Source organism: Fibrobacter sp. UWT2 (assembly GCF_900142545.1).
Taxonomy (GTDB): domain Bacteria; phylum Fibrobacterota; class Fibrobacteria; order Fibrobacterales; family Fibrobacteraceae; genus Fibrobacter.
This window is the reverse complement of sequence record NZ_FRBF01000004.1, coordinates 40,049-62,393: the sequence shown is the minus strand read 5'-3', so window position 1 is coordinate 62,393 and position 22,345 is coordinate 40,049. Positions and strand designations below refer to the sequence as shown.

Sequence of the window (22,345 nt, the reverse complement as noted above, 5' to 3'; positions counted from 1 at the left end):
TCGTACTATTAATTTAGCAAAAAAAATATGATTTTCACCCCCAAAAGGCTATATTTGGGGCATGAAATCGGCTGAAATACACGTTTTATCGGATGAAATCATCAATAAAATCGCTGCTGGCGAGGTTATAGAGCGCCCCGCATCGGCAGTAAAAGAGCTGATTGAAAATGCGATTGATGCAGGAGCCTCCCGTATACAGGTTTCCATCGAAGAAGGCGGCAAGAAAAAAATCCAGGTTTCAGACAACGGGAAAGGCATGAACGCCGCCGATCTGGACCTATGCTATTTGCGCCACACGACCTCAAAACTCTTCAGTGCAGACGACCTGTTCCATTTACATACAAATGGTTTTAGAGGCGAAGCCGTGGCCTCTATTGCCGCTGTATCCAAATTAACCATCACCAGCGCTACCGATGATGGCGACAGCGGCCGCATTCTTCTTGAAGGCGGAAACGTTGTCGAAAAACAGGACGTTCAGGCCAGCCGTGGTACCACCTTTTTGGTAGAAAACCTGTTTTACAACACTCCCGTTCGCCGCAACTTCCTGAGCAGCGAAACGGCCGAAAGCACCCGAATTTTAGATGTTGTCCTAAAAACAGCTATTGCGCACCCCGACATCCGCTTTGACTACAAAGTCGGCGAAAAAACCGTGTTTACCGGCGTTCCGGGCGAACTCCGCAACCGAATTGCCGAAGCTATCGGCTCCAAGATCGCCAAAGTTCTTTTGCCGGTCGACTACACCGAAGCAGGCGTACACGTTTGGGGTTACGTATCCCCCACTACAGAAACAAACGGCAAGCGCAACCACCAGTTTTTGTTTATTCGCAACCGCCCCATCGAAAGTAAGATGGTGAGCAAGGCTGTCCAGCAAGCCTACGAGCCCTATGGTGCCCAATGCAAGCCCGTTTCGGTGCTGTTTCTGGACATGCCCGACATGGAATTTGACGTCAACGTGCACCCCGCCAAGCGCGAAGTCCGTTTTGCAAACCAAAATTTGGTTTTCCTGGTCGTCTCCCACGCCATTCGTGACACGTTTACCAAGGACATGGAAGCTAATTCTCCGCTGATTGACTTGAGCGAAGAAATTGCAGGCACCGGCAAAACCGAACTGCAGGACAACACCCCCAAGGTGCCCTACGGTTTCGAGGAGCCAATCTTCAAGCCAGCCGCTAATCCCGCACCAAGCTTTTCCACCAAAGAATCCAGCGGGGACATTCCCGAAATGTCAAATTTCCCGACCACAGGATTCACTTACGAAAAGCCCCGTAAGAGCGTTCAGCAAAACGATTTAGCTCAAGATTTGTTCAGCACGCCTGAAGCAGGCAAGGTGATTTCGCTGGAAGGCAAGGTGAACGAAGTTGCCGAGCCCGCTGTACAGTGGACGCCACCGACATTTTTCCAGATTGCAAACACCTACATCGCAGGTGACGATTCGAATGGACTTTTGGTCATTGACCAACATGCAGCCCATTCCCGCGTTCTATATGAACAAGCTCTTGCCACTTTAAGAAACGGGTCCGCCCTCGACAGTCAGGAGCTTTTGTTCCCGGAACTTTTGGAACTTTCCAAGCTGGAAGTGGAAGCCCTCAAGAGCGTTGAAGACCAGTTCAAGCATTTGGGCTTTTACATTGAGCATTTTGGAGGCGAGACCTACCAGATTCGCGCCATTCCTAGCGCACTTCCCCTTTCCCGCGCCATCAAGGCCGTCAAGGATTTCTTGGATAGCATCGGCGACGAAGGCAAGGGCGAAGGTGACATGGTTAAAATCCAAGACACCATCGCCAAGGCTTGGGCAAGCACCAACGCTTACCAGGCCGGCGACAAGCTAAAGCCCGAAGAAATGGCCGCCCTCGTAAGCCAGCTCATGCTGACCGAGGAACCGCTCAAGTCGCCTTACGGACACCCGACCTTATTGCGGTTCACGCTCGACGAGTTGGCCAAGAAATTCAAACGCTAACTGCTCCAAGGTTTTCCCGACCGCAAGTTTTTCACGAATTTCCGCACTTACATCATCGCACTTCGTGCACGACAGGTTCACGTTATTTCGTGTACACCAAGGGGAAACGATGTGTTCTGGGAACACAAGACGACCCAGTATGATGTTCGGCAAGGCGAAAAATTTCGTCTTGATAAACAGACGACCAAGCACATAGGTCAGCGGATCCGGCCTGGTACATACTGTAAAGGGAACTCCAGACAGAGCTAATTCCAAGGTGGCAGTTCCAGGAGCAGTAATGGCGTATTCTGCACTCCGATAAAGAGACATGCGGTCCTCAACGCTTTGAGGAGCGACAACCACTTGAAGATTATACTTCTTAAACGCGGGAACCAGCTCCTGCCGTGCGGCGACCAAGATCACATTCTGTGTCTTTTGCACCGCTTTTAGAAACACGGGCAAATTACGGAGGGCCTGGGACTTGCGGCTCCCGGGAAAAAGAAGGATGTTTTTTGACGAATGAGAGGCAACGGAATCAGCCTCGCAAAAAGGATGTTGCACGCGGACAACATTGCAACCGGCAGCTTTATAAACAGCCTCTTCAAAGTCAAAGAACACCGCTAGTTTAGCATAGGGATTTTTCGCTAGAACTTGCGCACGCTTACGCTTCCAGGCCCACACTTGCGGGGGCGCCACATACAAAACCGGCTTACGCAACTTCCCTGCCAGCTTCGCCAATTTCATGTTGAAGCCCGGATAATCAATCGCTACCAGGCCGAGGCACTCCGGCGACTCCAACGCGATTTTCAACTTATTAAAACTCTTGCGCAGCTCGAAGTACTTCGGCAAGACATCGCCAAAGCCGGACACCGGCAAGTTCTCGAAATCCACTAATGGCAATAGCCCTGCGTTCTGCATACGCTTGCCGCCCGAGCCTTTTGCCACATATTGAGAAGCTATCGCTTTTACAAGGGGTTCGCCGATGCAATCCCCCGAATCTTCGCCCGCGCAAAAAAGTATGTAGGGTTTACCGTTTGGCACGGTTCGAGACCCAAACCTTCAAGGCGCCTAGATCCTTGCGCAAAAACTGCAACAATTCGGGAGTATAAACCACTTTCTTGTTCTTGAGACTAAGCACATGGACATTGCCCGATTCCGTTTCCACGTGGGCAACGATTTCACAGCCACGTTCCCCTTCAAAGGGTTCATATTTTTCCATGGCCGTCATAAGTTTATCGGCAAAGGCGTCATCCACCATCGAAGAATAGAAGACCACATGAATGTGGCTCACCATGTCCGAACGTACGCGGTCCAGCTGGATGACTTCTTCGACAACCAGCTGCATGCCATCACCCATACGCTGGTGTTCAAGCGTTCCCTTCACCAGCACGCGGTCGTCAAGCGCCACGGTGTCGCGGAATTTTTCCCACAGGTCCTTCTTGAAGAACATTTCCAAGTCGCCGTGGAAGTCTTGAATGGAGCCGGCGCCAATCGTATCGCCGCGCTTGGTTTCAATCGAACGGAGCTTGGTCACCACACCGCCCACAATCACGGTACCGCCTTCGTGACGTTCCAATTCTTCTTCGTCCAAGGAGCAAGAGGTAAAGCCCTGCAGTTCCGGCCGGAATTCATCGAGCGGATGCCCCGACAAGAACATGCCCACCACATCGCGTTCCTTGTTGAGCATTTCCATGGCAGACCATTCTTCTGCTTCTTCGAGGACTTCGGCAGAGCTATCCATAGAAGGTGCTCCGCCGCCCATGTCAAAGAGCGACATCTGACCGCGGTCTTTATCTTCTTGGCTGCGGGCAGCCACTTCCATGGCGCGGTCCACAGTTGCCATGAGTACGGCGCGGTTGCCCGGGAATTCGTCAAGGGCGCCAGCCATAATCAAGCTTTCGATAAGGCGCTTGTTCATGGGCGGGCGTTTTTCTTTTTGTTCGCCCTGGTATTCGGTCACGCGCTTGCAGAAATCAAAAATGTCCTTGAACTTGCCACGGCGTTCTCTTTCGGCAATAATGTCTTCGACGACAGCGAGGCCCACGTTACGAATACCCGCCAAGCCGAACAGAATCTGGCCTTCTTTATTGGCCACAAATTCGCCCATCGACGCATTAATGTTGGGCGACACCACTTCGATATCGAGGCGCTTGCATTCCAGAATAATCGTCACGATATCTTCAGTCTTACCCATCTTCGAGGTCATCGAAGCGGCCATGTATTCAGGGCCATAATGCGCCTTCAGGTATGCTGTCTGGTATGCCACGTAAGCGTAAGCTGCAGCATGACTCTTGTTGAATGCGTATCCGCAGAACGGGAGCACCGCATTCCACACCTTTTGAATCATGTCCTTATCGTAGCCCTTGTCCAAGCATTTCTGGAAAAACTCCGGTTCGAGTTTCGCCATCTTTTCAGGCATCTTTTTGGCCATGATACGGCGGATGTTGTCAGCGCCACCCAGGGTGTATCCACCCAGAATCTGGGCCAGTTTCATCACCTGTTCCTGGTACACGATCACGCCGTAGGTTTCACCCAGCACCTGTTCCAAGTCAGGGTGATAGCAGTCGATTTCTTCTTGGCCGTTCTTACGGGCAATAAAGTGCGGAATCTGGTCAATCGGCCCCGGACGATACAGGGCGTTCATAGCGATCAAGTCAAAGATTCGGGTGGGCTTCAGTTCGCGCAGGTATTTTTGCATACCCGGAGATTCGAACTGGAACACCGTCGTGGTCATCCCCTTGCCGAGCAAGTCGAACGTTTCCTTATCATCCAAAGGAATATGACCCATGTCAAGTTCAATCGAACGATTCTTCTTGACCATGTTCACCGTGTCTTGAATGATCGACAAGTTGATAAGGCCAAGGAAGTCCATCTTCAAAAGTCCGATGTCTTCGGCGTAATGCTTGTCGTACATCACCACCGGAGTATCTTCGGGGGCGGCACGGTACAAAGGCGCAAGGTTATAAATCGGGGTCGGCGTAATCACCACGCCGCAAGCATGCACACCCGTCTGGCGCGGCAAATCTTCGAGCTTTTTAGCGATATCCCAAAGGTTCTGGTAGCTGGCGCGGCTACCGATCATCGCCTGCAAGGGTTCCGGGCTGTAACCATCTTCCAGGTTGTTGCCCTTCTTGTCTTTACCCGTCCAAGCCTGCTTTAGGCTAAAGTTCAAGGTACGCTGCGGGAACAGCTTGGTAATCTGCTTTGCTTCGGCAGGCGGAAGTCCCAAGACGCGAGCCACGTCGGTAATCACCGCTTTGGACTTGAGCATACCGTAGGTAATAATCTGGCCCACGCATTCCTTGCCATACTTGTCCGTCACGTACTGAATCACGCGACCGCGGTCACGATCCGCAAAGTCGGTATCGATATCCGGCATGGACACACGTTCAGGGTTCAGGAATCGTTCAAAAAGGAGATCGAAGGTGAGCGGGTCGATGTCGGTAATACCGATAATGTAAGTGACTAGAGAACCTGCAGCAGATCCACGGCCCGGACCTACGGGAATTCCGTGTTCACGAGACCAGTTGATAAAGTCCCACACAATCAAGAGGTAACCCGCCACGTTCATGTTGCGGATACAGTTCAGTTCCTTGTACATGCGCTTACCCACATCGGTTTCGTGGGCAGGGAACTTAAAGTCCTCTTTCGGGAAACGCCACTGGAGTCGTTGATTACAAAGGTGCGTAATGTAGATGTCAGAATCGGAGCCAGGCTTACACCAGCGATGTACCGCCTTATCCCAAGCCTTATTATCGGCTTCGTCAAAGAATTCCGGTTGAGACAATCGTTCGATTTCGGCTTTGTCATCGTCGGTCAAGGCATCGGGTTCAATCCCCTTTTCGGCGCAGTAAGACTCCTGCACCTTTTTCTTCTTGTCCTTGATGACGCCCTTAAGTTCGCGTTCGCGTACGACCGGATATTCCGCATCGAATTCCGCCTTCATGATGGCCTTGATGCTTTGGTATTCTTCAGAAGCCAAAAATTCATCGGGAATCTTGAAGCGCGGCCAGAATTCATCGCCGATACCGGTTTTCACCGTATAGTTACAGCGTTCTGCAATCTTGACCGTATTCTCAATGGCGCCCGGAATATGCCCGAACAACTCCACCATTTCGGCTTCGCTGCGGAAATAGAACTTATCGGTCGGAAAGCGCTTGTCGTCAAAACCGTTCAGCGTTTCCTTAAGCGAAATGCAGCGCAAGACCTTATGTGCTTCGGCGTCTTCGGCCTTAATGTAATGGACATCTGCGACCGCCACAATTTCACGACCGAGTTCACCAGCCAACTGTACGTTAAAATCGTTCAGCAACTTTTGCTGAGGCACGCCGTTGTCGCACACCGAAATGTACAGATGGTCATGGTCAAAAATCTTGTCGAGGGCCTCCATGTATTCGCGGGCAACACTATTGCGCCCCGCCGCTACACTCTGACCGTACTTGCTAAAGAAATCGCCTGCAATGGCGATAATGCCTTCTTTATGCTCTTCGATAACCGACAGCGGCACCGACGGAATTTCTGCCCAGCGGTCACCGTCTTCGTAACGGTAACTCACAATGCGGAGCAAGTTATAATATCCCGCCTCGTTTTCGACCAGGAGCGTCAATCGCTCAAACGTGATCGGATCTTTCTGGTTCGCGCTCGAAGTGTCCACATAAATGTGGCAGCCGTAAATTGTCTTTACCGGCGGGAGGCCCTTTTCTTTGCGGGCCTTGTTCATGTCTTTTCCGCGAGTCTGAATTTCTAGAATACCGAACATCGCGCCATGGTCGGTAAGGGCGACTGCAGGTGCGTTTTCGTCGGCAGCGGCAGCCAAAATACCGTCTAGACGAGCAGAAGACTGTAAAACAGAAAATTCAGAATGAACTTGCAGGTGAACAAAAGCCATACCTGCAATTTAGTAAATGGAGCCTAAGAAAAAAGCCCGCAGCGATGCGGGACTTGGTTTAAACAGGTTCTGATTTTTTAATTTTTTGAATCTTCAAAGGGAATGCCAAAAATAGCCGCTCTACCCAAAGAATCATACACGACAAGCGGATAACGTTCCGTGTCTGTATAGTCTATCGAATCAACATAAGCCGAATCATGAGAATTTGAAGAGGTAATAGGATCAATCGTCGCAGTGGTGTCCACTGGGGTCAAAATCGTATCCATAGCAATCGTCGTATCCATGACAATCGTTGTATCCGCGGCAATCGTTGTATCCGGTTCAAGTACCGAGGACTGATCTTCAGAATTGTAGCGAACCACATTCGAGATTCTCAGCTGGTCGTATGCACCCGAAGTCGTCATCGGCGTATCCTGACCGGGGCCTTCCATGCAGCAGGCCGACTTGTAACCAATCACAAACAAATTCTCGTACGGAATGTCACGATTGGCGGCTTCGTAACCTTCGTTGTGTTCCATGACAGCGACCTGTTGACCATTCAGCCAGAGGCTCATAGAACCGTTTCCCCACTGGCCGGCAATCAGGTTCCAGTCTTTCTGCAGTTCCACGGTAGCCTTCACAAAGTAATGTTCATTGTGATGGTTCTTCTGGAAGTAAAGCGCACCATTCTTGTAGAAGAAGTGAACACGGGCTCCATCGTTACCGAGGAGCGTACGGGCAGGAATTCCCGAGAAATCGTCATTCGGGCGGAACCAGAATTCAACGGTACCTGCAGGCATCGCATCAATCAGATTGATTCCCGTCGGAGCGACTTCACCGGTCTTCAAAGAAAGTGCCTTGCCGCAAACGCCATCAACCAGTTCGCCTTCACGGTAAACAGTTTCCAACTCATCCAGATAAAGGGTAGAATCATCCATTACAAGAGCGGGTGCGGCGCACTTTTTAACGGCAGCCGAAGCCACCGGAGGCGTTACTTTCTCAAAGTAGCGAGTTCCCTGAGCTGCCAGCAAAGACCACAGCGACACATCCAAAGGCAGCGGCATCGTATCGATCTTTGCGGTATCAGCGACTACCGTATCGGCAATAACGGTATCTACATCAGCCGTATCAGAAACATCGTTAGTCGCAACAGTAACAGAATCATCCGTCATCTTGTTACGCGGAATGTTCGAAATGCGGAACTGGTCGAAAGAACCCGAAGTAGTCATTGCGCTATACTGACCGGGGCCTTCCATGCAGCAATCGGACTTGTAACCGATCACGACCAAGTTTTCGAACGGAATACCGCGCGTGGCCGGAGCATAGCCCTTGTCATGTTCCATACGGGCAACCATCTTGCCGTTGAGCCACACGCTCATGTAACCGTCACCCCACTGGCCCGCAATCAGGTTCCAGTCATCATCTTTAAGCTTGGCAGAACCATTGACATAGTAATGCTGGTTGTGGTGATTCTTCTGGAAGTAAAGCTCGCCATTCTTGTAGAAGAAATGAACACGGGCACCATCGTTTCCGATAAGGGTACGCGGAGCATCATAAAAATCAGCGTTCGGGCGGAACCAGAATTCTACGGTTCCCACCTTCATGGAATCAATCAGGTTTACGCCCAAGGGGGCCACCTGACCGTCTTGCAACTTAAGACCATAGCCGCAGACGCCTTCGACCTGTTCACCTTCGTCGAACAGCGATTCCAATTCGTCGAGGTAACGGGTATTTTCGTCCATTGCTAAGGCGGGCGACGAGCAGCGGCCATTCACCTTTGCCGACACGTCAACAACAGCACCGCCATTTTGCGAAAGAGAATCGAAATAGCCGGCAATTCCAAGTTCATCAATACGAGCCCACATTCCCGTGGCATCGTTCTTCAGGAGCTCCGAATTTCCATCAGAAACGAAATTTTCCGGAGCAGGATCCGATTCAGAACATCCCCAAATAAAAGCTCCCAGGAACATCAAAGAAGATGCCGAAAGCCATTTCACCATTTTTCGACTCATAAAGTCCTCCATTCGCATTCGTAAGATTAATATAACAAAAACTGTCTTTATTTGCAATTTTTTTTATTTTAGATGTAACCCGCATCATTTATTTTTGCAAAAAATGTATTTTTCGTAAAAAAAAGCCTATTTTCGCAAAATGAACATGAAAAGCAACGCCCCAAAGCCGGATTTGAAAATCGCGATTGACGCCCGAATGGTCGCCCGTTCCGGTATTGGCACCTGCATCCAGCATTGGTTAAAGAACGTGGGTTACGAAATCGCCCTCGGGAATCCCGAAGAATTGGTAGCCTACAAGGACGTGCCCAAGCACATTCCGTTCATCTGCGGCATTTACGGCTACAAGGAACAGCTTAAATTCCCCTACCGGGCTCTCTACCGCGAAAAGCCAGACGTTTTGCACATTCCCCACTGCAACGTGCCCTTGTTCTACCGCGGCAAGATGATTGCGACGATCCATGATCTCACGCACTTGATTTACCCCGAATTCTTGCCGATGAAAATCGTGCATTGGTACTTCAAGTTCATCTTCTGGTTCATTAGCAAGCGCGCCGACAAGATTATCGTCGTTTCCGAAAGCACTAAACGGGACCTGTTGCGCCTATACAAGACCGACGAATCCAAGATAAGGGTCATTCCCTCTGGAGTCGGAAAAGAATTCGTCCGCAAGACTCCCCAAGAGTACGACTACCTGTACGAGAAATTCAACATTCCCCGAGACAAGAAGATTCTCTTGTACGTCGGCAACTTGTTGCCACACAAGAACTTGAATGGTCTACTTAAGGGTTTTGCCCAAATGAAGGGCAAAGAAAACTGCCGCCTGATTTTTGTAGGCAAGGCCTTTGACGGGCGCACCAAGGCCACCCAAGAAAAAGAATTGGGAATTGAGGACTTGACTATCCACGCCGGCATGGTGAGCCAAGACGACCTGGTGAACTTCTACAACCTGGCAGACCTTTTCGTTCTGCCCTCGCTGTACGAAGGATTCGGCCTGCCCATTCTCGAAGCATTCGCCTGCGGCACTCCCGTGGCCTGCTCCAACACCTCGTCGATGCCCGAAGTAGGCGGCAATGTGGCCAACTACTTCAACCCCACCAACCCGGCAAGCATCGCCGACACCCTTGAAAAATCGATTGACGACAAGGGCAAATACGACGCCGAAATTGACGCCTGGGTTTCCAGATTCTCTTGGGAAGATAGCGCCAAGAAAATCCGCGAAACAGCCGAAAGTTTATTTCTTTAGTTTTGTCAAGAACCCGTACTGGAACGGGATAAAGCTGGAATGGCTCAAAAGGCCAGGCATGAACTTCAGCTGCTTGCGAATACCCACGATCTTTTCGATTTCGAGACCGTTTTCCTTAGCGAAGCGGACAAAGCTCTTCTTGGTCCAGAAGGTCTTGTGGTTGATATCCAGAACGCCCAGCGCATGTTCACCCTCGTCCGGCTTAAAGTAGCGGAAATCGCGGGTAATGATGATTTTCAAAAGGTTTTCGGCACAGCAGAAATTCGGAAGCGACACGAGAATATGACCTTCCGGATTGAGATGCTTTTTGCAGAAATTGATGAGGTCAACCGGATCGTTCACATGTTCCAGCACATCGCACATGACCACGAGATCAAACTTTTTGTCTTCGGTGTACTGTTCGTAAAACACGTGGTGGTATTCGTTAAAACCGCCCGGAACCTTGTCAATCGTATGCGTATCGGTGCGATTTTCAGGTTCAATCGCCACCTTGTAAGCGTCTTTCGGATAAATTACATAGTTCAGTCCGGCGCCAGCACCAATTTCAAGGACACTCTTGACATCACTGGGCACCAATTTGGCCACATCATAACGCGCTTTATTCCGGTACATAAAAACCTCTTTTGCGCAAATATAATTTTTTATTTGTCAAAAATGCTATTATTGTAGTCAATGGCAGCCGATAAGACAGTTTCTAAGCTCTTTGTCAAGCGGATACTCCAGCTAATCGTTAGCGTGGGTGGTTTTGCCTACATCTTTTACAAGATTCCGCTTGCAAGCGTAGCCGAGAACTGGAGCCTCGGGATGGCACCATGGGTTCTTGCCACCCTCGTTGCGGCAACACTGATCATGGTTATCCAGGCAAACCGCTGGAAAGGCCTTTCGGTACAAGGCCCCGAAATTCCCTTCAAGACTTACTACGCCTACACCGCCATGGGGTACTTCTTCAACAACCTGCTCCCCACGGGCTTTGGTGGCGACGCCGTAAAATCCTTGGCTTTCGGGAAAAAATTCAACCAGACGAGCCAATCCATTTCGGCAGTGTTCCTCGCCCGCATTCAGGGCCTTTTGGCCATGTTCCTCTGCTTCTTTATTGCGCTCCCCTTCGCCTTAAGCAAAGCGGAAATCCCTTTTATTTACACCCTAATTATGACCATCGCCCTTTTAGTCTGCATGGTCATTGTGATTCTTTGCCTTTTTTCGGATAAAATTCCAGTTCCCGCGTTCATTTTAAACAAACTCACCTTCATCCCCAAAATGCAGAAAAGCCTGTCCATTTACAGGCAGTATAAAAAACAAGTTGTTCTATCGTCTTTGGATTCCCTGTGGTTGCAACTCTTGACCCTTTTCATGGCATTCGCCTATTTTAAGGCCGTCGGCCAAAGCATCGACATCAGTATTTTGGTGGTTTTCACTAGCATTACCACCATTGTTTCAATGTTACCCATCTCTTTGAACGGTATTGGAGTCCGCGAAGGCGTTCAAGTGGCCCTTTTTACCGGTATTTTAGGAATTCCCGCCCCTATCGTGCTTTCCGCAGGACTTCTGGGCTATATTCCGCTGCTTTTCCAGGCAATTCAAGGTGCAATCGTGCTGATTATCAGCAAGAAATAGCATTTCATCACCTTTGAAAAAAAAACTTGTTTTTTTGTTTGCAATTAGGCGACTTTTTTGTTATTTTTCTTTAACAATAACAAATGGAGGAAACCGTTATGGGATTTTCAAAAAAATTCTTTGTATGTGCCGTAAGTGCCATGTCACTTTTGGCGGGCTGCGGCGATAGTGGCAGCAGCAGTTCCAACGACAACAACCCGTCTACACCCGCAGACATCCCGGACACCCCGAGTTTCGACGTATCCGGTTGTGAAGTTTCTACGGATGCTAGCGTCACGCAGCAGCTCGAATCGGCAAAGGCAAACATCGCCGACATCCTGAAGAGCTTGGATGATGGCGATTTCCGCACCGCACAGGCATTCAGTGCCCAAACCAAGGCAACTTTCAAGGGCGTTCTTGATGCACACCCCAACAACTGCGAAGCCCAGCTGGGTTACGCTTTGAGCATCGTCACCGACTTGGTGAACAACAAGGAAATCAAGGGCTTTATCGACACCGTTTCTAACAAGCAAGACCTTGCGGATATGGGCGTCGAAGACTTCAACAAGATTCTCGTGACCTCTGACGGCAAGTTGCTGACCAGCGTAGCCCAGACGGCCATGGCTCAGGCAATTCCTTCTTTGGACTCCGCCGTCATCTACATGAGAAGCGTGGTGAACAACAAGGACTTCACCTGCAAGTACACTTATGAAGACCGCACCTATGAACTGGACCGCGGCGAATTCGCTCCGGCATTGGGCGCACTCTTTGTCGCCAAGGCAATCCTTACCTTTGGTGCAAGCATCAATATCGACATTTCCGACAACGGCAGCTACGACTGGATGAACGAAGCAGACCGCTCTCGTGAAGTTCCGGAATTGGCCGTGAAGCAGATGCAAAAGATGTTTGACACAAAGAGCTCCTTGACGACTGTTTACAGCAGCTGGAAGACGAGCTACAAGAACATTCCGAACTTGCTGGACAGCGCCATCTCTTACGTGGAACTCGGCCTGCAGTACGGTATCGAAGAATCCAAGAATGGCACCGCCACTCAGAAGAACGACCCCTACATCGTGGGCGACGGCGAAATGTCTGACGTAAGCGCAGCAGACTTCCAGAAGGCAATCGATTCTTTGGAACATTACCGTCAAGGACTCCGCACTGGTGTCGAAGTGACTCTCCCCCGCGGTTCCAAGGTTACGATCAACATCTCCAAGTTCTTTGACATTACCGACGGATTCCAGGACTACCTGCCGTACCACCACATTAACGACGCCTCGGAATGGCAGGTTCCGGTTGACGGATTCTACTGGTCCGAAGACATGGATGCTTATCAGTCCTACGTTGATATGGAACTTGAAAGGGAACTCGAAAAGCAGGTTACGAAGGCCGGCACAGTCGATTACTTTAGTGCATGGACTCGCGAAGCCTACTCTTGGGACGACGAAGAACCGTTGGACTACAAGTGGCAAGTGTGCATGGACGTTGACTACAAGGATGGCGGCTACACCTACAAGTGCTACAGCATGAAGTTGGACAACTGCACCATCACCTTCGGTGAATCTAAGAGCTATTATGGCGATGACGACGACGCTAACGTAACGGTCCCCTCGCCGATTAAGCTCAGCTCTAACGTTTGTAAGGTTGAAAACGGCACGCACCTCTTTGCAACCGCCTACCAGGATGCAACCGACAACATCTTCTACTTTACGGATGCTAGCGGCAAGAAGACCATTTCTTACCAGGCTCTTGTAAACGGCTATGTCGAAGGCGACAAGCTCAAAGACTACGAAGTTCGCGATTTCGGTAAGTACATCATCTTCCCGGATATCACCTTCGGCGGCGTGCTCCCTGGCATGACTGCTGATAAGTTCTGGAAAATCATCGCCACCGAATCGGAAGAAGACGACGATGACGACTGGGATGATTACACCTACAATGACGAATGGGATTACTAACGCCTTTCGTGAAAGTCGCAAATAAAATATTATTTATTCTAGGGGTCGCAAATATTGCGGCCCATTCTTTAAGCAACCTCGGGTTCACCGACTGCGGTGGGCTCTTTTTGCTGCATACCAGCGACAAGCAGTTCTCGGCAAGGCAATGCGGCATCAACGATCAGCTTGAAGTTCAAAACCTTAAAATCTACGGCGACCTTAGGCACATCACCTACCAAGGTCGCTACACCGACCAATGGGATGTAAAAGGCTTCAACAGCCTCGATATCGCCAGCATCGGTTTTGAAAGCGAATTCAAATACATTACTCTCGGTGTCGATGTCAGCAGTCTGCCCTTTGTAAAGTCAACCTTGGCCATACACTCGGCAGATGACTTTTTCCGCATCGGCACAAGCATAGCCCGCGGTTCTGTAGAACTGGGTAACATACGCTGGATCTCTGAAAACAAGAACGATGTCGTTCCCGAAATTTCAGTAGATTGGGAAACCCACTTGCTTGCCCGTAACATTTCCGCCGAAATCAACCCAGGCATTCATCACTTTGGCATCTCGGGCACATACCTGCAGTCTTCACCTGAAAATCCGGACAAGGAATATTACATCAGGGATTCTATCAGCGTGATGATGGCCCGCGGCGAATACGGAGCCAAGCTCGGGCAAAGCCGTTTAAGCCTGGAATACAACTACATCAATGCCGACATTTACCTATACGGGATTTTCCATCAGGAATCAAGCTACAAGCGCTTTATGTACGTGCCTCTTGACGCACAATTGCACTGGCTTTTAGCCCAATGGAATTACAAGAACCTGAAAACGAACTTGAATTACGTCCACGTCGCCGGAAAGATCGAAGCGAACCAGGACCGCTTTTTTGAGACACTCGCTCCCAACAGGGCTCTCCCCACCTCTGTTCTAAAATCCCTTTCCTTCAGTTTCTTGCAGAAGATGTTCCGTATTGACGCAGACCTCGACGCAATGGGTGTCATCGGCGGTGCAGAATACCAGTGGCACTTAGGTCGCAAATATTCCTTTAATCCACGTGTGGCTCTTGACAGTTACTACGCCAGCGGTGCCATTGACATGGACAAGCAAATCGAGACACTCATTCTGCTGACCTATAACAAGCAGCATGAAATCTATCGGCGAGAACTGAAGAGTGCCGGCGGCATTCTTTCCCTTGGGGCAGAACTCCGCCGCGAAGGTTCAGTCACCATCGCCTTGGATTACAGCGTTACGCAGCTGGCTCCTGTTTATTCAAGCTACAAGGAATTCTTGCCCGGCGAAAGCAACGGCAGCGAAGGCGACCCAGCCACCAGTCCCGGCGGCGACACGCCCTCCGGAATCGACACACCTGTCACTCCTGAACAAGAGAAGAAATCCGGCGATCTAGAAACAGAAAAAGGGGTCGCATTCCGTAACGGATTTGCGACCCACTTGGGAATTTCTGTAAGGTTCTAAAGCGATTATTCCCAGACTTCCGTCTTGAGTTCGCGGTCCCACATTTCCTTGATAACATCGTCCACGTTCTTGCCTTCGAAAAGGAGGGCGTGAACGGCATTTACGATCGGCATTTCGACGCCGAGCTTGTCAGCGAGAGCCTTGGTGCTCTTGCAAGTCGGAACGCCTTCGGCCACCATCTTCATGCCGCCGAGGACCTGTTCGATAGTTTCGCCCCTGCCGATGTGTTCACCCACATAGCGGTTGCGGCTGTGCTGAGAAAGGCAAGTCACAATCAAGTCGCCCATACCGGCAAGGCCAGCAAAGGTTTCGGGCTTTGCGCCGAGAGCCTTACCGAGACGGCACATTTCAGCCTGACCGCGAGTGAGGATAGCGGCACGAGTGTTGTCGCCAATCTTGTACTTGCCACCGGCTTCGAGACCATAAAGCACACCAGAAGCAATGGCGATTACGTTCTTCACGGAACCGCAGAGTTCCACACCCACGATATCGGTAGAGGTGTAAACGCGCAGGTAAGAGCAGCTCATGGCCTTCTGCACGAGCTTTGCAGATTCTTCGTTCACGCAAGCAGAGACAATCGCCGTCAGAATGTGTCGGCTGACTTCTTCGGCGTGAGACGGGCCACTAAAGGCAACCATTTTGTCTTCGGTGAGCCAAGGAACGTTTTCGAGGAGCACTTCGCTCATGAGCTGGTTCGTGCCTTCGAGAATACCCTTCGTAGCACAGACCACCACCGGTTCCTTGCCCTTGGCCGGAGTCCACTTGCCAAGATTCTTGGCGACACCGCCCATAAACTGGCTCGGCACCACAATCAAAACCATATCGCAGCCTTCGAGGGCGGCGTTCATATCGGTCGTATACTTAAAGTCTGCCGGGAAAATCACGCCCGGGAGTTTGTCCTTGTACTGGTGTTCCGTAGAGAGCAGGTCCACTTCGGCCTGGGAATTGGTCCAGAACATCACTTCATTCTTATTTTCGTACACCACCTGGCCAAGGGAAAGTCCCCAGCCACCTGTTCCAAGTACAGTAACCTTCATAATAAAACCTCGCCTATCACTTTTTCCTATAATCTACAATAATTACGCCTTAGGAGTCTTGCGCTTGCTGCCAAAACCGTTTTCAGTGCCGTTCATAAGGCGCTTAATGTTGGATTTGTGCTTCACAATCACGAAAACGGCCACGATAAGGCAGGTAATCATCAGGCCCAAGTTAATATCGTCGGGCGGGAACGGCAACTTAAGGAAACCCATCACGGCAAATGCGCCGAGAGCGACGCAGGCGCCAATGCTACCCACCGACACATACTTGGTCGAAAACGTAAGGATAATCCACACGCCGAAAGCGCTAAGAGCCGTAATCGGGCAAAGGGCCAAGAACACACCCAAAGCGGCAAGCACGCCCTTACCGCCGCGGAAACCGGCAAAGCAAGTGAAGCTGTGACCAAGAATCACCAAGAGACCTGCAACAAGCGGAACCCAGTGAGAATAGTCGGCACCACCGGCAGCCACCTGCGCTTCGCACATTTTCATGGCAATCCACGGGCCAAAGAAACCCTTGAGCAAATCAAGAAAAACGACCGGAAGGGCGGGTTTCCAACCGAGCACGCGGAACGTGTTGGTGAGGCCCGCATTCTTGGAGCCGTAGTCTCTAATGTCGAACGACTTTCCCTTTGCGATTTTTGCGATCCAGATCGCGCTGGGGATTGACCCCAGCAAGTACGCTATTGGAAGACTCAGTAAACTGTTCAAGATCTTCATCCTTTCTAAGGGTTAATTTCTGGTCGAAGTTCAAGCGGAGGGGCGCACCCTGCAGCTGGAATTCTTCGTAAAACTGTTTGAGCAAGTAACGCTTGTAAGAATCGGCCACCAGTTCCGGCGTACGGGTTTCGATAGCGATTACCGGCGGTTCCACCATAATCTGGCAGGCACGGGTAAGCTGAACGGTACGGGCGTTCTGGCTCGGCACCGGATTCTTTTCCAAGAAGCTTGCAAAGGCGGTAGCGACGCGGTCGCGGCCAAGGACGCGACGGCAGTTGGCATACACCGTCTGAATGGCCTGGACAATGCGGTTAACGCGTTGGCCTTCCTTGGCACTCGCCGAAATAATCGGCACGTATTCAAGCATCGGTTCGCGTTCGAGCATTTCCTTGACCATGTGGTCAAAGGATTTTTCGGTCTTGTCCGGGAAAATGTCCCACTTGTTGAGCACGAGCACCAGGCCCTTGCCCGCCTTGCGGATTTCGGTAATAATGCGGAAGTCCTGGACTTCGAGACCGCGGGTGCAGTCTACCATAAGTACCGACACGTCGGAACGGCGGATACTTTCGAGGGTACGCATGTTGCTGAAAATTTCAACTTCGTCTTCGACCTTCGCCTTCTTGCGTAGGCCAGCCGTATCAGTCACCACGAACTTTTGGCCATCAACCGCAAAGTCGCAGTCAATGGAGTCGCGGGTCGTACCCGGAATATCGGACACCACGGCACGGTCTTCGTTCAGCAAGCGGTTCAGAAGCGTGCTCTTGCCGGCATTCGGGCGGCCAAGAATGGCAAAGCGAATCGGGCGCTCTTCGCGACGTTCACCGCGAACGGGAGTCGGAAGCACCGCAATAACTTCGTCCATCAACGAAAGGCAGGCATAGCCCGTGAGTGCGCTGATAGTACGAGGCAAGCCAAAACCGAGTTTCAGGAACTCGTAGCTTTCTTGACGATCGGCACCGTTTTCGCTCTTGTTCGCAACAAGAATCACCTTCTTGTCGAGCTTGCGGACCATACGGGCAAACTGTTCGTCGAGCTTGGTAATGCCCACGCGGACATCGACCATAAAGAGCACCAGGTCGGACTCTTCGACGGCATTAAAAATCTGCGTGCGCACGCTATCGGCGAGCACGTCGATGGAATCGTCCGGCAAGAATCCGCCGGTATCGACCACCGTAAATTCATGGCCCTTGTAATTGGCCGTCTGGTAATGCCTATCGCGGGTCACGCCGTCGCGGTCAGAAACGACTGCGGCACGACGCCCCAAGATTCGGTTAAAAAGAGAGGACTTGCCCACGTTCGGGCGTCCAACAATACATACGACAGGTAATTTCATCAAGTGTAAATATAGTAAACAGTAGGAAGTAGGCGGTAGGCAGTAGACAGTGGTTTATAGTTGGGGATAAGATTTAGGGACTAGGGGATTATGGGCGAAGCAAAAAACTAGCAAACAGGCATACTCTATTCATAAAAAAATATTATTTTGAAAATACGCAAATCCTTCGGGAGGATTGATGAAAGTTCTTAAGCATTGGATAAATATTGCCGGTACATTTTTAGCCATCGCCGGAGCCTCTTCGGTATGGGCAGCACCGCTGTTCATCGGCTATTACCCCGACTGGGGAAAATGGCACAAGCCCCCATACACAGTAGACAAGGTCCCGTATGACAAATTGACTCATGTGCTGTGGAGTTTCATTACACCGAATACGGATGGTTCGCTCAAAGGCGATGCCGCTGACGATCCGAGCGCGCTTGATTCCATGGTAACGCTTGCGCATGCCGCAGGCACCAAGGTAATTGTTTCGCTCGGCGGTGGCGGGCAAAGCGAAAATTTTGTTCCCATCGCATCGGATGACGCTCTTCGTGGCAAGTTCGTCGAAAACCTTGTACAATTCGTCGCCGACCATAACCTCGATGGTCTCGACATGGACTGGGAATGGGAATACAACCCCGTGCCCGAAGCCGACACGATTGCCTACAGCAAGTTGCTCACCGAACTCCGTGAGGCTCTCCCCAAAGACAAGAGCCTTTCAGCAGCGCTCCCCTGCTCGCCCTATTACGGCAAATGGTTTACGCCCGAAGTCCTCGTGAAAAATCTGGACTGGTTCGGATTCATGACCTACGACATGACCGGCGACTGGGATGAAAAAGCCATGTTCGATTCGCCACTCTACCCGCACGAAGGTTACACCACCTGGTCATGGGAAGAAACCCGCGACTATTGGAAAAAGCGCGGCGTTCCGACTGAAAAAATGGTCTTCGGAATTCCCTCATTCGGGTTTGAATTCAAGGGCGCCACGGGCCCCGGCACCGATTTCACCAAGGGTTCCGCAAAGCAAGTCGCCTACAAGGACATCGTCACGAATACTGACTGGGAATATTTTTATGACAGCGTCGCCGTAGAACCCTACGGCGTATCGTCCACCGGCTACGTCACCTTCGAAGACCCGCACTCTTCTGCCGTCAAAAGCCGCTGGGTCAAAGAAAACGGCTATGCTGGCATCATGGTCTGGGAAGTTTCGCACGACTATATCGAAGGCACCGGCAACCCGATTCTCGACAGCATCGCCATCGCTCTGCAAGACGACGGCACCGCAATCAAAAAGATTCGCAATGGCAATATTCGCACCAACAGCGCAGCCGGCAAGCAAATTGACATTCGCGGGCACCGAGTTCAAGGCAAAAAATCCATAATTTTACTTGACTCCAAACGCTCAAGGCGATAGATTTGTAAAGACGAAGTTTTTCGAAACGGAGTGTGTATGGTGAAAAATTGGATAATCGCAGGGGGCGCGGTTGCGTTTCTGGCGACTGCAACATTTGCAGCGGACCGTTCCGTTGCACTCAACAAGAGCATTGAATCGCTCGAGCCCATGAAGGGAATCGTTTTCTGGCCCGACCAAGCGAAAAGCCAGAAAAACTTGCAGAGTTCCATTTCTCTGGAATTCTCATATTGCCTTCCCTGCGCCGTAGTGACCGGCATGACCGGCGACAAACTGAACTACGACTGGAGCAGTTTCGAAAAATTGCTCGAAGACATCAAGAGCCGCGGACACCAGGCCATCGTACGATTCCGCATCGAGTATCCGAACGAAACCATCGAAAACGCTCCCAACTGCACCGAAGGCGTGAAAGGCGCCACCGCCGTCCCCAACTACTTCTTAGCAAATAGCAATTACCTGGAAACCTTCTCCGAGAACCCGGGTGGCGACGGTCCCACCTACTACGCCGACTGGAGCAGCACATCGCTCCAATGGTTCTACAAGCAATTCTACGCCGACTTTGCCGCAAAATACGACAAAGATCCACGCATTGCATTTGTGCAGGCCGGTTTCGGGCACTGGGCCGAATACCATATTTACGGCACCAAGCTCCAACTAGGTACAAACTTTCCTTCCAAGGACTACCAAAGTCATTTCCTAAGGCATCTTGACACTTTGTTCGTAGAGACTCCTTGGAGCATTTCGATTGACGCCGCCGATGACGAATACACCCCCATCGCAGGCAATAAAACCTTGCTCGGGCTCAAATTCGGCCTATTCGACGATTCCTTTATGCACAAGGAACACGACATTTCGCAGGGTGACGGAAACAACGAAAAGAACTGGCAGACCATGGGTACCGACCGCTGGCAAAGCGCCCCTGCGGGTGGTGAAATCAGCTACTACGACGACAAGGACCAGCATGAATTCCTGAACCCTGCAGGCCTTTACGGCGTTACCTGGGAAGATGCCGCCGCCAAATACCACATGACATACGTCATTGGTAACGACGCACCCGAAGGCAAATATGCCACCAAGGATCGCGTGTACGAGGCAAGTTCCTATGCAGGTTACAAGTTCGAAATCACAGGCTATGCAGTCAACAAAGTTTCAGCAGCCATCCGCGTGAAAAATATCGGCATTGCCCCGCTTTACCACAACGCCTACGTGACCGTAAAGGGCATACGCAGCGAAAAGTCTCTCAAGGGCCTCTTGCCAGGCAAAGAAGCAACCTTTACTGTAGCGGGAATCCAAATCGGCGATAGCGAAACGCCCGAAGTCACTATTACCAGCGACAAGATTCTGAAAGACGCGACCATTCCCTACAAGGCAAGCCTCGACGGCAGCGCCGCAGTCATCGAAGGACTCCTTGACGAAAACGGAACCACAGCCATTGCAGGGGCTCGCATTCTAAACAGCGGCAATATCGGCAAGGCTCGCACCAGCAAAATCGACCTTAAAGGCCGAAACATTCCGGGAAAAGCCGCCAAAGGCGCCTACTACCCCATTTTAAGACACTAGTTTACACGATTTTATACAAATAATCCATAACAAAATCATTTTTTAGTAGAAAATACCCTCGCAAAAGGGTATTTTTATGTTATAGAAAATCGAGGAGAACTTATGAATATTCGTAAACACTGGAAAAAAGTCTTATTATCATCAACCGCATTCTTCTGGGCAAGCTGCGGAGGCGATAGCGAAAGCGTTTCTGCTGCAGGCGGAACCACCAATGAGGCCCCCGCCACCCTAATCCCCGACTCAAACTCAACGATTGACGACGGCGGCATGGTCGCCCTTTACGGCGTTCAAGCCGTCATTGATCTTGACTCGGGCGCCATTTCCAGTTCTGACTCCTGCGATGGCGACTGCACTGATCCCGCTTCTTCTGAAGATGCAGCCGTTTCTAGTTCCAGCGAATCGGCTGAACCCAGTTCAAGCCAAAGCTCTGATAAAAAGTTCAGACTCGCAAGCGACACCTCAATCACCTGCGTTCACACACTCGACGACGACGGCGGCAGATGCCTTGATGCAGAAGACCATCAGGCAAACGTCAACTGGAAAAAGAAGCAACTCGCCGAGAACCAAACCCGAACTCTGAAGGAGCTAAGAGACCTTGAAGACGAAGATAATGAACCCACTATAGACATGGAAGTCTGCCTATACGGCACGTTCTCAACCTCCTGTACTCACGTCAGTACGCCATCACCCATATACAAGTGTTCTGACGGAAACATCTATTCTTACAACACCCTCCATTCTTTACAAAATGATGATGATCCCAACAAGGGCGGTTTGATTGAAGGAGATGGTCGACTTCTCTACACTCCCAAGGATTACAGGGAAAAATACCCCGAAAAATTCCTATCCAGTTCTAGCGCCGAGCCGAATTCTAGCAATAGCGTTCCGCCTCCGTCTCCGCTTTGCCAAAAGGACGATTTCGCCACTACTCCGGAGATGGAAAAAATCTTCAATGAAGACATGCAAGCTCTTTTGGACAGCACCAAGAATGCTGCTGGCGGCAACCTTTCGGAAAGCGATTCCAGTTGCCTGTCCCATATCCGGATTAGCAGTTCCTATGCATCGGTAGAGGTTCTCCCCAAAAAACAAATCTGCAACGGCGACACCACCGTGAACCCGACCTTCCAGGAACGAATCGAGGTGCACAAGGAATTCATCCTCAAGCAAATCAAAGATTGCCTGGACAAAGAGAATTAAAAGCTAGCGAAAAAGCACTCTTTACAACCATGGAGACCTCCC

15 protein-coding genes are annotated in these 22,345 nt (G+C 50.7%); 8 read left to right on the top strand and 7 right to left on the bottom strand.

The window, feature by feature from the left end; translation table 11 throughout:
* The first annotated feature begins 61 nt into the window (after positions 1-61).
* A complete protein-coding gene (mutL, locus tag BUA40_RS03655) occupies positions 62-1,957 on the top strand; it encodes a DNA mismatch repair endonuclease MutL (RefSeq protein ID WP_072798490.1) in 1,896 nt (631 codons plus the stop codon).
* On the opposite strand, the gene BUA40_RS03650 is transcribed toward mutL, so the two are convergent.
* From BUA40_RS03650 to BUA40_RS03640, 3 genes are all read right to left on the bottom strand, one after another.
* Positions 1,910-2,977 carry a lipid-A-disaccharide synthase gene (locus BUA40_RS03650; RefSeq protein ID WP_072798488.1) on the bottom strand — a complete coding sequence of 356 codons (1,068 nt, stop codon included), beginning with the start codon at positions 2,975-2,977 and terminating at the stop codon, positions 1,910-1,912. The genes mutL and BUA40_RS03650 overlap by 48 nt on opposite strands.
* Positions 2,964-6,824, bottom strand: coding sequence for a DNA polymerase III subunit alpha (dnaE, locus tag BUA40_RS03645; protein WP_072798486.1), 3,861 nt, complete (start codon positions 6,822-6,824; stop codon positions 2,964-2,966). Before dnaE ends, BUA40_RS03650 begins: the two co-directional genes overlap by 14 nt.
* A 77-nt stretch (positions 6,825-6,901) precedes the next feature.
* Positions 6,902-8,815 carry a LamG-like jellyroll fold domain-containing protein gene (locus tag BUA40_RS03640; protein WP_178299528.1) on the bottom strand — a complete coding sequence of 638 codons (1,914 nt, stop codon included), beginning with the start codon at positions 8,813-8,815 and terminating at the stop codon, positions 6,902-6,904.
* 139 nt (positions 8,816-8,954) lie between these two features.
* Between BUA40_RS03640 and BUA40_RS03635 the strand changes: the two genes are divergently transcribed.
* Positions 8,955-10,058, top strand: coding sequence for a glycosyltransferase family 4 protein (locus tag BUA40_RS03635; RefSeq protein ID WP_072798481.1), 1,104 nt, complete (start codon positions 8,955-8,957; stop codon positions 10,056-10,058).
* Here the strand turns inward: BUA40_RS03635 and BUA40_RS03630 are convergent.
* Positions 10,047-10,670, bottom strand: coding sequence for a class I SAM-dependent methyltransferase (locus tag BUA40_RS03630; protein ID WP_072798478.1), 624 nt, complete (start codon positions 10,668-10,670; stop codon positions 10,047-10,049). The genes BUA40_RS03635 and BUA40_RS03630 overlap by 12 nt on opposite strands.
* 60 nt (positions 10,671-10,730) lie before the next feature.
* Here BUA40_RS03630 and BUA40_RS03625 point away from each other — a divergent pair, with 60 nt between their 5' ends.
* From BUA40_RS03625 to BUA40_RS03615, 3 genes are all read left to right on the top strand, one after another.
* The gene (locus tag BUA40_RS03625; RefSeq protein ID WP_072798475.1) at positions 10,731-11,672 is read left to right on the top strand and encodes a lysylphosphatidylglycerol synthase transmembrane domain-containing protein; all 942 of its coding nucleotides are present in this window, start codon (positions 10,731-10,733) and stop codon (positions 11,670-11,672) included.
* 98 nt (positions 11,673-11,770) lie between these two features.
* Positions 11,771-13,609, top strand: coding sequence for a hypothetical protein (locus BUA40_RS03620; protein ID WP_072798473.1), 1,839 nt, complete (start codon positions 11,771-11,773; stop codon positions 13,607-13,609).
* 107 nt (positions 13,610-13,716) lie between these two features.
* Positions 13,717-15,066 (top strand): hypothetical protein, encoded by a 1,350-nt coding sequence (locus BUA40_RS03615; RefSeq protein WP_083585252.1) that lies wholly within the window; start codon positions 13,717-13,719, stop codon positions 15,064-15,066.
* 5 nt (positions 15,067-15,071) lie between these two features.
* Here BUA40_RS03615 and BUA40_RS03610 read toward each other — a convergent pair whose 3' ends face one another.
* From BUA40_RS03610 to der, 3 genes are read right to left on the bottom strand one after another with little or no spacing between them, the layout of a single operon-like run.
* Positions 15,072-16,103, bottom strand: coding sequence for an NAD(P)H-dependent glycerol-3-phosphate dehydrogenase (locus tag BUA40_RS03610; RefSeq protein WP_072798468.1), 1,032 nt, complete (start codon positions 16,101-16,103; stop codon positions 15,072-15,074).
* Positions 16,104-16,145: 42 nt separating this feature from the next.
* The gene (gene plsY, locus BUA40_RS03605; protein ID WP_178299526.1) at positions 16,146-16,781 is read right to left on the bottom strand and encodes a glycerol-3-phosphate 1-O-acyltransferase PlsY; all 636 of its coding nucleotides are present in this window, start codon (positions 16,779-16,781) and stop codon (positions 16,146-16,148) included.
* A complete protein-coding gene (gene der / locus BUA40_RS03600; protein WP_072798464.1) occupies positions 16,714-18,156 on the bottom strand; it encodes a ribosome biogenesis GTPase Der in 1,443 nt (480 codons plus the stop codon). Before der ends, plsY begins: the two co-directional genes overlap by 68 nt.
* 178 nt (positions 18,157-18,334) lie before the next feature.
* Between der and BUA40_RS03595 the strand changes: the two genes are divergently transcribed.
* The 3 genes from BUA40_RS03595 to BUA40_RS03585 all read left to right on the top strand — a co-directional run bounded on the left by BUA40_RS03595 (position 18,335) and on the right by BUA40_RS03585 (position 22,303).
* Entirely contained in the window at positions 18,335-19,549 is a 1,215-nt protein-coding gene (locus BUA40_RS03595; protein WP_072798462.1) for a glycoside hydrolase family 18 protein, read from the top strand.
* Positions 19,550-19,585: 36 nt separating this feature from the next.
* Complete coding sequence (locus tag BUA40_RS03590; protein ID WP_072798460.1) at positions 19,586-21,106, top strand: DUF4832 domain-containing protein; 1,521 nt, start codon at positions 19,586-19,588, stop codon at positions 21,104-21,106.
* Between the two features lie 102 nt (positions 21,107-21,208).
* Complete coding sequence (locus BUA40_RS03585) at positions 21,209-22,303, top strand: hypothetical protein (RefSeq protein ID WP_072798458.1); 1,095 nt, start codon at positions 21,209-21,211, stop codon at positions 22,301-22,303.
* Positions 22,304-22,345: the final 42 nt, after the last annotated feature.